This window comes from Novosphingobium sp. ZW T3_23, from assembly GCF_044987305.1.
Classification (GTDB): domain Bacteria; phylum Pseudomonadota; class Alphaproteobacteria; order Sphingomonadales; family Sphingomonadaceae; genus Novosphingobium.
In genome coordinates this window covers 100937-114188 of record NZ_JBJDRF010000009.1, presented here as the reverse complement: position 1 = coordinate 114188, position 13252 = coordinate 100937, and the positions used below count along the sequence as shown (strand labels likewise).

The 13252-nt window shown below is 65.3% G+C and carries 10 protein-coding genes; all 10 read right to left on the bottom strand.

The window, feature by feature from the left end; genetic code table 11:
- On the bottom strand, window positions 1-2135 hold a 2135-nt coding region (locus ACI3K3_RS07825), incomplete at its 3' end, for a hypothetical protein (RefSeq protein WP_404913044.1).
- Window positions 2136-2305: 170 nt separating this feature from the next.
- Window positions 2306-3427, bottom strand: a complete 1122-nt coding sequence (locus ACI3K3_RS07820; RefSeq protein ID WP_404913043.1) for an alpha-hydroxy acid oxidase — start codon at window positions 3425-3427, stop codon at window positions 2306-2308.
- Entirely contained in the window at window positions 3424-4104 is a 681-nt protein-coding gene (locus tag ACI3K3_RS07815) for a Fe2+-dependent dioxygenase (protein ID WP_404913042.1), read from the bottom strand. The genes ACI3K3_RS07820 and ACI3K3_RS07815 overlap by 4 nt, the downstream gene beginning before the upstream one ends.
- Window positions 4105-4212: 108 nt before the next feature.
- Window positions 4213-6675, bottom strand: coding sequence for a TonB-dependent receptor (locus tag ACI3K3_RS07810; protein WP_404913041.1), 2463 nt, complete (start codon window positions 6673-6675; stop codon window positions 4213-4215).
- 138 nt (window positions 6676-6813) lie between these two features.
- On the bottom strand, window positions 6814-7785 hold the full coding sequence (locus ACI3K3_RS07805; protein WP_404913040.1) for an FAD:protein FMN transferase: 972 nt from the start codon (window positions 7783-7785) through the stop codon (window positions 6814-6816).
- Between the two features lie 34 nt (window positions 7786-7819).
- On the bottom strand, window positions 7820-8686 hold the full coding sequence (locus ACI3K3_RS07800; RefSeq protein ID WP_404913039.1) for a DUF4198 domain-containing protein: 867 nt from the start codon (window positions 8684-8686) through the stop codon (window positions 7820-7822).
- Between the two features lie 62 nt (window positions 8687-8748).
- Entirely contained in the window at window positions 8749-9252 is a 504-nt protein-coding gene (locus ACI3K3_RS07795) for a DUF2271 domain-containing protein (protein ID WP_404913038.1), read from the bottom strand.
- A gap of 15 nt (window positions 9253-9267) precedes the next feature.
- The gene (locus ACI3K3_RS07790) at window positions 9268-9921 is read right to left on the bottom strand and encodes a PepSY-associated TM helix domain-containing protein (protein WP_404913047.1); all 654 of its coding nucleotides are present in this window, start codon (window positions 9919-9921) and stop codon (window positions 9268-9270) included.
- A 334-nt stretch (window positions 9922-10255) separates the two neighbouring features.
- The gene (locus ACI3K3_RS07785; RefSeq protein ID WP_404913037.1) at window positions 10256-11770 is read right to left on the bottom strand and encodes a glycoside hydrolase family 27 protein; all 1515 of its coding nucleotides are present in this window, start codon (window positions 11768-11770) and stop codon (window positions 10256-10258) included.
- 57 nt (window positions 11771-11827) lie between these two features.
- A complete protein-coding gene (locus tag ACI3K3_RS07780; RefSeq protein WP_404913036.1) occupies window positions 11828-13243 on the bottom strand; it encodes an amino acid permease in 1416 nt (471 codons plus the stop codon).
- Window positions 13244-13252: the final 9 nt, after the last annotated feature.

Genomic DNA, 13252 nt, shown 5'->3' with positions numbered 1-13252 from the left:
GACGCGGGAAGGCCCGATACCGGAAGTCCTGACACGCCGCGCGGCGTGTCAGGACTTCCGGTATCGGGCCTTCCCGCGTCCGAGCTGGCGCCTTCGCGAGGAGGCGAAGCTTCATTGTCGCCCGGCGGCGGTCCGCCGTCGCCTTCGCGCCGACCGGGACCGCCCTCGGGAAACCGCCTGCGGAAGCTCTCGCGCATCGCATCGATCTGCGATTGCGGCGTTTTCAGCGATTTCGTGAACGTGATGCCCATGCGAAGCTGGGACTTGTCCTCGCTGGCGATGTTGATCGGTCGCAAGTCGACGGCAACCAGCTCACCGTCGGCATCGCGGGTGAACCGTTCCGGGAAGGCGGCAACGACAGCGGGCGTGGCGCCGGGCAGCGCCGTCACCTGGTTGCGCTGCCAGGTGCGGTTGTAGTCCAGGTTGAGCGTTATGTTGGGATCGTCCAGCCGGAACGTGCCGCCAAGGCGGAAATTGCGCATGCTGGCGGCCTGAAGGTCCGGATTGCCGCCCGTCACGGCCGTCACGCGCACGGATTCCCCGCGCGTGTAATCGAAGATATCGACGTTGGCAGTCGTGATGATGGCACCGCCGAGTTGCGCGGCGGACGGCGCGTTCTGATCGTCGCGATAGCTGGCGATCAGGCTGAACCGGCTTGAGGGGTTCCAGGTCATGCCGCCGCCCAAGGTGCGCAGCGTCCCGAAATCGCCGATCTGCCTGACGGCGGCATTGGCGTTGATCGAGATGCGGCCCGCGCCCGGAAACAGGGGTACGGCGCGGCTGCTGAGCGGGATGTCGATGTTCACCGAAGCCTCGCCCTGATCGCGGTCGACGCTGGTGTTTCGGGTCAGTCCCAACCGCGTGACGGCGCTTTCCGAGCGATCGAGATTGCCGCTGACCTTGAAGGTCGTATTCACGGCTCCTGCAGGGAGCTGAAGCGGCGATGTGGTTGCGACGAGGTTTACTTCGGCGCTGTCTGTGGAATTGCGCGTCTGGTTGACGGGCTGGAAATCCAGGAACTGACCGGCGATGGGCAAGGCGGGATCGGCAAGGGGATCGCCTGCGGCCACAGCTGCGGCATAGTCGGCCAGGTTAAGCGGCCGTTGCTGGATCGAGCGGGTATCGGTGTGGTCGTAGTTGCCGGTCACGGTCCACTGCCATTTCTGCGTGGTGCCGTTGAGGGTAAGGCCGAGGTGACCGGTCTGCGTGCTGTTGCTGTTGCGCAAAGGCGAAAGCCCGTCCACGGTCGGCAGGAATGTCTCGTCCTCGGGACCGCTGGCGTAAGGGCTGCCGCCGGGGATGGTCACGCTCGGTACGGCGCTGCCGCGCAAGGCCTGGGTGTCGGTGGTCGTGGCTTCGCCGTTGATCGTGGCAAGCCAGACGCTCGACAGGGGCTTGGCCCAGGTTCCGGTCACGGTGAATGCTTCGGATTCCGGGCGCAGCGTGCGGTTGTTGCCGTCCCCGCCGCTGGTGGCCAGGCCGCGCTGGGCTTCGGTGATCGGATTGGCGTGCGAATAGTTGGCATCGATATTGACGCGCTCGCCGCGCCGGATCGCCAGAAAGTCTCCCTTGGTGTTCACGCCCAGCCCGTCGCCCTGGGTGCCCAGCTTGCCGCCGCCTTCCACGGCGAAAGCGCGGAAACGCTGGCGTAGCACGATGTTGACCACTTTCTGGGTGGCGGCATAGCCGTACTTGAGCGCGACTTCCTCGGGCAGGATCTCGACCCGCTGGATCGCCTCGCTGGGGATAGTGCCCACTTCGCGGAAGCTGGCGATGCGCCGCCCTTCGAGGAGCACGACGGGTGATCCGCCACCGGCGCTTTGGGTCTGCGGCGCCAGTTCCTCAAGCAGTTCGGTGACGCTGGAAACGCCAAGCGCCCGGACGTCTCCGGAATTGAAGGTAACTTCGGGCGCGATGTCTCCGATCACCGATCCGCGCGGTTTCTGGCCGGCGACAACGATCTCGAACTCCTCGCCGCTTTCCTCTGGTGGCGACGCTGCGGCATTGCCGCTGGCCGGGCCAGAAGTGGATTGAGCCGAGGCGGATGGCGTCGAAGTGGATTGGGCATGGGCGGAGGAAACCGGCCACGTCACCAGAGCGGCCGAGGCCAGCAGACCGAAACGGAATCGCACCACTTCGTATTTCCCTCATGTTGTTTTGCTGTTCCATTACAAACTTCGCGCTTCCTGGCGCGTCGCAATTTGTATTAATTGGTGACAGCAAGTCATCGCCAGATACGCCGCCGTAACGGCGGACGCGGCTTGATGGGTTCTTGGGGATTTACCGAAGATGAGCGCCCGCTAGGCTAGCGCAGTGCGATCAGCCGCTCGCGCGTGATGTCAGCCACTTTGGCACATCCCAGCTGCGCCATCGCCGCTTCCAGTTCGGTGCGCAGGAGGTGGATGGCGTGGGCCACGCCCGGCATTCCGGCCACGGCCAGTGCATGAAACTGCGGGCGGCCGATCAGCACCGATCGCGCGCCCAGTGCCAGCGCCTTGACCACGTCCGTTCCGGACCGGAAACCGCCATCGACCAGCACCGGCACGCGCCCCCCGATCGCCTCGATCACTTCCTCGATCATGTCCAGGGCGCTGGGCAAACCGTCCAGCACGCGTCCGCCGTGGTTGGAGAGGATCAGGCCGTCGGCGCCCATGTCCACGGCGCGCAGGGCGTCCTCGCCCAGCACCATGCCTTTCACGAGCACCGGCAGCGAAGTGGCGGCGCGCAACCAGGCGAGGTCATCCCAGCAGGGCGCACCGTCGGTGAGCGGGGTCCCGAACAGAATGTTACCACCGGGCGTTGCGGTCTGTCGCGGCTGCGGCATCCCGGCGAGGTTTGCCGCCCGGACGCCTGCGGGCAGGACCATGCCCGACAGCTTGATCGCGGCATCCACGGTGAGCACGATCGCCTCATATCCGGCAGCTTCCGCCCGGCGCAGGAGAGCAAGGCTATGTTCGCGCTCGGGCTGGAGATAGAGCTGAAACCATAGCGGGGCAGGGCGCTTGCCCATCTCGCGAGCGAAAGCGTGGGCGCTTTCGGCGATTTCCTCCAGCGTGACGCTCGACAGGGTACTGACGATGGTGCCGGTATCGAGCGCGGTGGCGGCGCGGATCGTCGCGTGTTCGCCATCGGGATGGGCAAGGCGCTGATAGGCGACGGGAGCGAGCATGAGCGGCGCGGCATGGCTGCGACCGAACAGGTCTGTCGCAGTGCCGCCGCCACGCAAGTCGGCCATGGTGCGCGGACGGAAACCCCGGCGCGCAAGGGCTTCCAGATTGGCGCGCAAGGTTTGCCCGGTTCCCGACCCTTCCTGGATATGCTGCCAGGCCTCGGCCGTGAGGTGCGCGGGGGCGCGGCGCTCGTAGTCCGCCAGACTGCGCAGGTCCGGCGGGATCTGCACCAATGGCGGGAGTGTGGCTTCGGTCATGTCGAGGACCATTGCCGGAGCAGGTTGTGATAGACTTGCGTGAGCGTATCGATGGAGCCGTGTTCGGGATGGTCGGCCGCCACGGACTGGATCGCGCCATCCAGCTCCAGCAGAAGGCGGCGTCGTTCGGGGGCGGCTACGAAGCTCTGGGTCCAGAAGAACGAGACGAGGCGCGCGCCACGCGTGACGGGGGCGACGCGGTGCAGGCTGCTGCCCGGATAGATGACCAGATGGCCGGCGGGAAGCTTGACGCTGTGCGCGCCGAACATGTCCTCGATGATCAGTTCGCCGCCGTCGTAATCGTCGGGATCGCTGAGGAACAGCGTGCCTGACAGGTCGCTGCGCAGATGTTCGCCGGTGCCGGGGATCGGAAAGATCGCGTTGTCGACGTGGTTGCCGTAATGGCCGCGTCCGTCATAGCGGCTGAACCGGGGCTGGAGCACCCGGTTCGGCAGGGCGGCGGCGATGAACAGCGGAGTTTGCATCAGGCGCGCGAGCACGCGATCGGCAAGCTGCCGGGCCAGCGGATGATCGAGCGGAAGTTGCTCGTTTTCCTTGACGCGGGCGGCGCGATGGCCGGCGGTGGCGCGTCCGTCCGCCCAATCGGCGCTTTCCAGCGCCTGGCGGAATTCGCGGACCTCTTCGGCGGAGAAAAGCTCGGGTATTTCGATGACCATCCGGTTTCTTTGCCCAATTATCGGGTGCTGACAATCATCATGCGCATGGAATAAATGCAAGAAACCCGGCGGACGCGTGAAGCGCCCGCCGGGCCGTTGGGACCTGAATTACATCTTTGCGGACAGGGTCAGTACCGCCGCGCGGCCGTCGCCCGGCGTGGCCCAGCCCACGCCGTTGCCGCGAATGCGGGTGTAGTAGCGCTTGTCGCCGATGTTCTTGACGTTGATCTGCGCCGAGAAGTTGGGCGTGAAGTCATAGGCAAGATAGGCCTGGTGGATCAGGAAGTCGTCAGACTTGACCGCCGCTACCGCAGGTGCCGTCGCCGTCGCCGGGGTGGCGGTGGAAAGCAGGAAGCTGCCCTGGTAGGTCAGGCCATAGCCGATCGTCAGGCCGAATGGCAGGCGATAGGTGGTGAACAGGCTTCCCGAATTCTTGGGCGTGGCGGGAAGGTACTGGCCTGCTCCCGGATTGGGATTGGCGGCCGTGTTCGTGCAGGTACCGCTGCCGGGGTTGGCAAGGCACTTGTCCGAAACCGACTGGAGCAGTTCCGAGTCGAGGTAGGTGTAGTTCGCGGTGATCGTCCAGGCCTTGGTGATCTGGCCCGATGCGCCGAGGGCGATACCGTCCACGCGCGACTTGCCGTCGAGCTGCTGGTTGGGAACGGTCGGGTCGCCGGAGACGACGGCGTACTTGTCACGCTCGTTGCGGAAGGCCGAGGCTGTCAGCAGCAGGCCGCCGTCGAACAGTTCGCCCTTCACGCCGATCTCGTAGTTCTTGGCCGATTCCGGATTGATGTTGCAGGTCGTGTTGACCACGCCCGGCGTATCGGCCGTGCACGATCCGTTGACCGAGTTCTTCGACGGGGTGCGCGAATTGCCATAGGCCGCATAGATGCTGACCTGTTCGACCGGCTTGTAGTTCAGGCCCACGCGGTAGGAGAACAGCGTGTCCGCATTGCGCGCCTTGGCGCCTGCCACCGTGACCTGGCCGAGAGCGACAGGCACGCCGCCCACGACACAGCCGCCGACCGTGGTGCAGATCGTGTCCGTACGACTTGTGCCGACGTTGCGCTCAAGGCGGGCGCCGGCGCTGAGTTCGAACTTGCCGAGCTTCATCGTGTCGAACAGGTAGCCCGCGACGTTGGTCTGCTCACCCATGGCGTGGCTGCCGCGAATGAAGTTCACGGGGCCGACGTAGACGTTGTTGCCATAAGTGAAATAGGGGCTGGCCGGGCCGGGGACGATTTCGTTCGGGTTGTCGATATTGACCAGCGGATAGCGGGTATAGGTTACGGAACCGTCCGCACCACGCAGCGAATTGCCGCTGAAGAGGTCATACTTTTCCCAGGTCAGTGCACCGCCCAGGTTGATGGTGTGCTCGATCGCGCCAGTGTTGAACACCGCCCTCAGGTCAAGCTGGTCGAACATCAGCTGGTTGCGGGTATCGCGGGTATTCCCGCGGGGACCGCCGATCAGGTAGTAGCCTGCGGGCAGCAACACGTTGTTGGTGGTGCCTCCCGTGCCGACATTGACCGTGCAGGCGCCGCCTTGCGGGGTCAGGCCGTTGGCCAGGCAGTACGTGCCCTGCGGCGGGCTGACGAGCGTGAGCTGGCGGGAATCCTGCCAGCGGGCGAGGTTGCGGATGGACACCGTGTCACTGAAGTCATGCTCGAAGATCGCGGTCATCTGGTCGACGTTGATGCGCTGCTTGTCGACGTTGCGGAAGCCGAAGTAGTCGCTGGGGTGCACGCCCGGCAGGATGTCGCCCCGATAGTAGGGCACGCCATACTGCGGGATGTTGTTGTCTTCCTGGTGATTGTACTGGAGCGTCAGCCGGGTCGGGCTGTCGATGCCGATGGTAAGCGACGGCGCGACACCCCAGCGACGGTAATCCTCGACGTCGCGGCCGGGCACGTCGTTGCGGTGCCACATCGCGTTGAGGCGGAAGGCAACGAGTTCGTTGACGCGCTTGTTGAGGTCCACCGTGGCCCGATAATAGTTGTCGGTGCCGATGCCCGCCGTGGCAAGATAGGCATCGTCGGCTTTGGGGCGCTTGGTGACGATGTTGATATTGCCGCCGGTCGAGCCTGCGCCCGAGATCACCGAGTTGGCGCCGTTGGTGACTTCGAGCTGCTCGAGATTGTAGGAGTCGGTGCGGGTGATCTGCGCACTGTCGCGCACGCCGTCCACGGTGATGTCGTTGCTGGCGCTATAGCCGCGGAAGGTGATGTTGTCGCCAGGGCCGGTGCCGCCTTCGCCTGCGCCGAAGGTGATGCCCGGCACGGTGGACAGCACGTCACGCAGGGTCAGCAGGTTCTGCTGCTCGATCACTTCATTGCTGAGAACGGTGATCGTCTGCGGCGTATCGAGCACGGAGCGCGTGCGCTTGGGCGATTCCAGCTTGCGGCCGGGCTGCTCGTCGATTGCCGTATCGCTGACGGTCACGCCGCCGAGCACGCGGGACGATTGCGCGTCCTGTGCATGGGCAACGGCAGGAGCGAGCGCCGGCGCGATACAGGACAGCGCTAGGAATGTGCGCCGCGCAGACGCGGCAGAAGGCTTGAAAGACATATTTCCCCTCATGTTTGGAAATCCCTTGGGCTTCCCGATAATGAGAGTCATTCGCATTCGCAATATGCTTTGTTACAATTGTCGCGACTTTGTTGCAGCATCGTGTCCACGTTGATTGCGGATCGACTTCGGCTCGCTTCAGGGTTCCACCACCAGTCGGCCGAGAGCGGGACTGATCCATTCCTCGAAGCCTTCCCCGATGCGGAAGATTGCACGAACGGCAAGATTCCGCGCCGTTGCGAGCGCGCGCAGGGCCGGGGGAGCCTCGACGGTGAGCGCCGTGGCCCAGGCGTCGGCCAGCATGGCGGAAGGGTGGAGCACGCTGACCGACAGGGCGTGTTCGACGGGACGGCCGGTTCGCGGATCTATGGTGTGGCGGCCGCGCACATAGTCGCCGGACGTGGCGACCCCGAGTTGGTGCAACGCAATACGAAAGGCGGGAACCGCGGCAGTGGGGGTTTCGAGATCGACCCACCAGGGATCGCCGTCGGGCCTCATGCCGGCGCCGACAAGTTCGCCGCCGATCTCCACGAGGAAATGGTTGCAGCCGCGCCCGCGCAAAAGGGCGGCAAGGGCATCGACGGCGTAGCCCTTGGCGATCCCGGAAAGATCGAGGCGCAGTCCGCCGGGTTGCAGCAGTCGCCGTCCCTCGGGATCGAGCGTCAGCCGATGCCGACCCGACAAGGCTCGGGCTTTGGCGAGGTCGTCTGCGCCGGGCGGCCCATCGGTTGGAACCGGACCGAAGCCCCATGCGTCGACCAGCGCGCCGATGGCGGGATCGAATGCGGATCCGGTGATGTCGGCGACGGCGAGCGCGGCCGTCATCACCGCCGCGAAATCGGGGGGCAAGTCCATCCAGACGCCGGGCGCGGCACGGTTGAACCGACCCAGAACCGAGTCTGCGCGCCAGTGGCTCATTTGTGCGAGTATGTCTTCGAGGCGCGCTTCTATCGCGCCGAGGGTCGAGCCTCGATCGAATCCGTCGGGCGCGGCAAGCCGCAGGCGCCAGCTGGTGCCCATGGTCTCGCCGCCCATCTCCACGATCGGGGCGTCCTGACGCCAGTCGGCCAGGACTTCGCGATCGATTTCGAGCGGGACGGCGAGACGCATGGAATTACCCGGTTCCTGAGAGGAGCCGGTGCACTCAGGGCGCCACCACTTCCACGGTGGCCGTGTAGCTCATCCGGCGTTCGGTAGCGCGCTTTTCGCTGGGCTTGTTGTCTGAAACGCTGGCATTGATCCAGTACATCCCGGCGACCGGCCACTTGACGTGGAGCACACCGTCCGCGCCGGTGGTGAGTTCCTGCGCCTGTTCGGCCTCGCGGAACTTCTTGCTGCCAGGCACCACGGTAACCTTCACGCCGGCGGCGGGCTTGCCGTCGATCAGGAAGCGGAACTGCCCTTCCTCATTCGAGACGAGTTCGTCGGGATGGCTGATCGGATCGATTTCCAGGCCCTTGCCGGTGGGCGTGAACACCGTCTTGGTGGGCGCGTCCGAGGTGACGTAGACATAATTGCCGGATTGAACTTCGGTCAGCTTCACGTCGGTGGCATTGGCCGGGATGTCGGCGACAGTGGCAACGCTGCGAGCCGGAGCGCCGCCCGGGCCACCTGCGCCAGCCGCAGGCATCGGGCGACCGCGTCCGCCAAGACGCCAGTCCTCGCCGTTTACCTTGAAGCTGCCCATTACGGCCGAACGCTGGGTTCCGATCTTCCAGGTGCCGGGCTTGTCGATCTTGACGTCGAACGTCGAGCGATAGCGACCGGTGGCGGGGTTCTCCAGCTTGCCCTGGCTGCCGTCCGGCGTCCACACCGTGACCTGGTCGGGGCTCATCGGGAAATGATCCGGATAGAACAGGTCGTTGGAAACGGCTGCGTCTACCGTCACGTATTCGCTGGTTCCGGCGAGGGTCGTGGTGGAGGGCAGCAGCCACTGGCGATGGGCCGAAGCGGGTGAAGCCAGGACTGCCGCCAGTGCGGCGGATGCGATCAGGATAGGGCTGTAGCGCATGGAAAATCCTTGAGGTTCGAAGTTCAAGCTTCTCAGAAGACGGGGAATAGCGGATTGCGCCATCAACGGATGGTAACGGCGCCCAGTTCGCTGGTGCCCGAAGCCGAGCCGCCCTTCTTCACCGGAACGGTTACGGGAACCGAGACGAGTTCGCGGCCGCCGGTTTCGCGGGCGGCTTCCACCTTGAGGACATATTGTCCCGGCGCGAGATTGGCAGGGAGCGGGATCTGGTAGGTGCCGGGGGCGCGCGTGGCGCCGCTCAGCCCGTCAGCAGGGAGTTGCATGGAGCGGCCGCCCTTGCGCCACCAGGTGCGCAGATCCGCCAGCCACTTGGTCCCGGGTTCGCGACCGGCCTTCTTGACATCGTACCATACGAAGATGGTGCGAGCGGCGCCGCCCGCGACGGGTTCCAGCCAGCCGACGACGTAGGGGCGATGGTATTCCGCGACATTGACGCGCGGGATAGTCACGCTGACCGTGGCGGCGGTCGCCGGTGTGGCGAGGGTTCCGGCAACGAGCGCCGGGGCCAGAAGCGGAAGCGCGGGCAGTACCTTCGATGTCGTCATCGGTGCCTTCTTGTCTCAGTGGATGAATATAAGAGCAATCGCGAGCGGGATCAGCAGGCTCAGGCCTACCAGCGGCCAGGTCGATGGCCGGTGCTTGGCGTGAAGTTGCAGCAGGAACAGACCGGTCACGGTGAACACGACGCAGGCCGCCGCAAAGAGATCGATGAACCAGAACCAGACCGAGCCGGTGTTGCGGCCCTTGTGCAGGTCGTTGAGGTAGGAAACCGTGCCGCGATTGGTTGCCTCGGCAGAGACGGCGCCGTTAGAGCGATCGATGCTGACCCAGGCGTCACGGCCCGGTCCCGGCATCGCGACGTAGACTTCGTCTTCCGCCGACCAGTCCGCAGCGAAGCCGGCAGGGTCAAGCGGCACGGCAGCCGCGACCGCCTTGGCCACATCTGCCGGGAGGGGCGCCGTGCTGTCTCCGGCAGGCGGCAACTGGCGCAACAGACCCGGAGCTATCCGGCCCTCGCTCTGCACGACCTTGGGCTCCGCGCCGATGGAGGCGGCATGATTGAGCGTGATGCCGGTTATGGCGAACAGGAACATGCCCGCCAGCGAAACCGCTGCGCTTACCCAGTGCCAGGTGTGAAGCTGTTTCAGCCAGAAGGCGCGCGCCTTCTTGTTCTTCTTTTTGGCGGGGGTTTTTCGGGCAGGGGGCGAAACCATGGTCCGCTCGCTGGGCTGGAGGCGCGACGCAGGGGGTGCGCGGTCCGCACTTTCCAGCACATCGATGCTTCCGCCGTTCCCGCCCACTTGCACGTATCCCTGATGGCCGGGGCGCGCGCCGTGTCACGGACAAATCGGTCCGGCCCCCCTTGATGAAGGGCCATTACCGGAAGTGCGAATGCCTCGCAATAACAAAGACGGATAATCGTTATAGAGATCGTCTATGCGAATGCGGGCGGCAACCGGATGCCCGGTTGCCGCCCGCAAGTGTGCCGACACGCATGGGAGGGGACTGCTCGCGCGCGTGTCGGCAACGGATCATCTATGGGCGTTATCAGCCGCCGACCGTCAGCATGATGGCGCCCCGCGCGGGCACGGCGTAGCTGGCGGGCAGTTTGGCTGCCTTTGCACCGGTCCACAGATCCTCGATTTGCGAGACGGTGGAAAGCCCTGCATCGGCTGCGGTCAGCGCCAGCGAGGCCGCCGCATCGCCGCGGTTGAACAGGGCGAGTGCGACACGGCCACCGGCCAGAGGCTTGGCCCAGACCTCCATGGAGCCGACCTTGCGCACCGCCTTGCCCTGCACGCCCTTCGCGTCCTGATCGACGGCGATGACGCGCTTGTTGGTCAGCATGGCCAGCGTCTCGGCGCTGGTTTCGCGCAAGTCGTGCCCCATCATCAGCGGCGCGGCGGACATGGCCCAGAGCGTCATGTGAGTGCGATATTCGTCCGCGCTCATGCCGCCATTGCCGACTTCCAGCATGTCCGGATCGTTCCACCCGTGCGGGCCGGCCCAATCGGGATTGCCGTTCTTGTCGAAGCCGATCTTGGCCATCGTCGGATAATCGTCGGTGATGTCGCCCGTCGTGCGCCAGAGCTGGCCGCCGACGTCACGCCCCCAGCTGCCCACGTCGAAGCGGCCGTATTCGCAGAGCGAGAAGATGAATTCGCGGCCGGTCGCCTGAAGCGCGGCGCCCATCTCATAGTAGCTGCGCTTCACGGTATCGGCATCGGCATAGAACCATTCGCCGGAGCAGAGGTCGTACTTCAGATAGTCGAAACCCCAGTCCGCGTAAGTCTGCGCGTCCTGCTTCACATGGCCGTAGCTGCCCTCGTAACCGGCGCAAGTGCGCGGGCCTTGCGAAGAATAGATGCCGATCTTCAGCCCCTTGGAATGGACATAGTCGGTTAGCGCCTTCATGTCGGGGAACTTCTCGTTGGGCTGGAGCACGCCTTGGGCGTCGCGCTTGCCCTGCCATCCGTCATCGATGTTGATGTAGAGGTAGCCGGCATCGCGCAGGCCGCTCGAGACCATGGCATCGGCCTGGGCACGGATGGTCTTGTCGTCGATGTGCTCCGCGAACTTGTTCCAGCTGCTCCAGCCCATCGGCGGGGTGGCGGCCAGCTTCTTGGGGATCGGTGCGCCTAGCGGGGCCAGGGTCGAGAACTGGAACGCGCGGGCCTTGGCGTCCTTCGCGGTGCCCTTGTAGCCCTTGCTGTCGATTTCGGATTCCCAGATCCGGCCCTTGAGATGCGCTTGGCCATTCTCCAGCGCAACGCTCCAGGAGCGGGTCAGGTGCTCCTTGTCGTTGAGATTGCGGGCTTCGAACTTGAGTTCGCCATTCTCGACGCGGGGGTTCATCATCTCGACCGGGCCGTACCACTTGGTGGTGACGGTGCCGGCGATCTTGCCACCTTTCGAGCCGACTTCGACCATCGTCACGCCCGGGTTGGGCAGGGCGTCGTCGAACAGCCAGACGCCGTCATAGGCGGTCTTGGCAAGGGCGGGCGTGGCGGGCGAAAGGGCCGTGCCGAGCAGAGCGGCGGCCAGAACGAGGGCGCGCTTCATCGCGATCTCCTTGGATCTTGGAAAAGGACGGTTTGGAAAGGGTCTGGTTCTTGCCGGTCAGGCCGTCGCCGCCTCGCGGCCAGCCTCGCTGCGCGAGCGGCCGTAGAGGAAGTAGACGAGCAGGCCGATGACGTTCCACGCGCCGAAGCGGATCAGCGTGCTCTCCGGCAGGCTGAGCAGCAGGTAGACGCAGCCCAGGATCGTCAGAGTACCGACCACGAACGGCTTGGGGCACTTGAACAGGCGCGGCAGTTCCGGTGCGCGGCGGCGCAGGATCATCAGGCAGGCGCCGACCGAGATGAAGGCGATCAGGGTGCCGGCATTGGCCAGTTCGGCGATCTCGTCGAGGCGGAAGATACCGGCGACGACGGCGATCGAAATGCCCGTCATCAGGGTGATTCGAGTGGGGGCACCGGTGCGCGGGCTGATCTTGGCGAGGCTGCGGGGAAGCAGGCCGTCACGGGCCATGACGAAGAACACGCGGCTCTGGCCGTACATCATGACGAGGATGACCGAGGGCAGGGCGAGCACGGCGGCGAAGGCGATCAGGTGTGCGGCGACGGGCTGGCCGAGCTGGCGCAGCACAAGCGCGAGCGGCTCGGGCGAGTTGGCAAGCTGCTGGAAGGGCAGGGCACCGATCGCGGCGATGGCGACGGCCATGTAGATCACGGTGCAGACCACCATCGAGCCGACGATGCCGATAGTGAGATCGCGGCCCGGGTTCTTGGCTTCCTCGGCCGAAGTGGCGACCGCGTCAAAGCCGTAGAATGCGAAGAAGACGATGGCGGCAGCGGCCATGACCCCGCGCTTCTGGCCCTCGATCTCGGTGCTGGCGAAACCGTAGGGCATGAAGGGATCGAGATTGCCACCCTGGAAAGCGGGCAGCGCCATGACGACAAAGATCGAAAGGGCGACGAGCTTGATGATGACGAGCACGATGTTCAGCGTCGCGCTCTCACGCGTGCCGGCGATCAGCATGCCCATGACGGCCAGCGCCACCAGGACGGCGGGCAGATTGACGAGGCCGCCCCCGTGCGGGCCGACGAGCAGCATGTGCGGCAGGTGTATGCCCGCGGACTCTATCCAGCCGACCAGATAGCCGGACCAGCCTACCGCCACCGTCGAGCAGGCCAGCGAGTATTCGAGGATGAGGCTCCAGCCGACGATCCAGGCGATCGTCTCGCCCATGGCGGCATAGGAGAAGGTGTAGGCGCTGCCCGCTGCCGGGATCATCGTCGCCATCTCGGCATAGGCGAGCGCGGCGCAGGCGCAGACGGCGCCAGCGATGGCGAAGGCCAGGATCACGGCCGGGCCGGCGCGCTCGGCGCCGACGCCCGTAAGCGTGTAGATGCCGGTGCCGACGATGGCGCCGACGCCCAGTGCGATCAGATGAGGCCAGCTCAGGGTCTTGGCCAGGGAATGCCCGGAATCGCGTTGTGACAGTTTTTCTATGGATTTACGCGGTCCGAGCATGGATCCCCC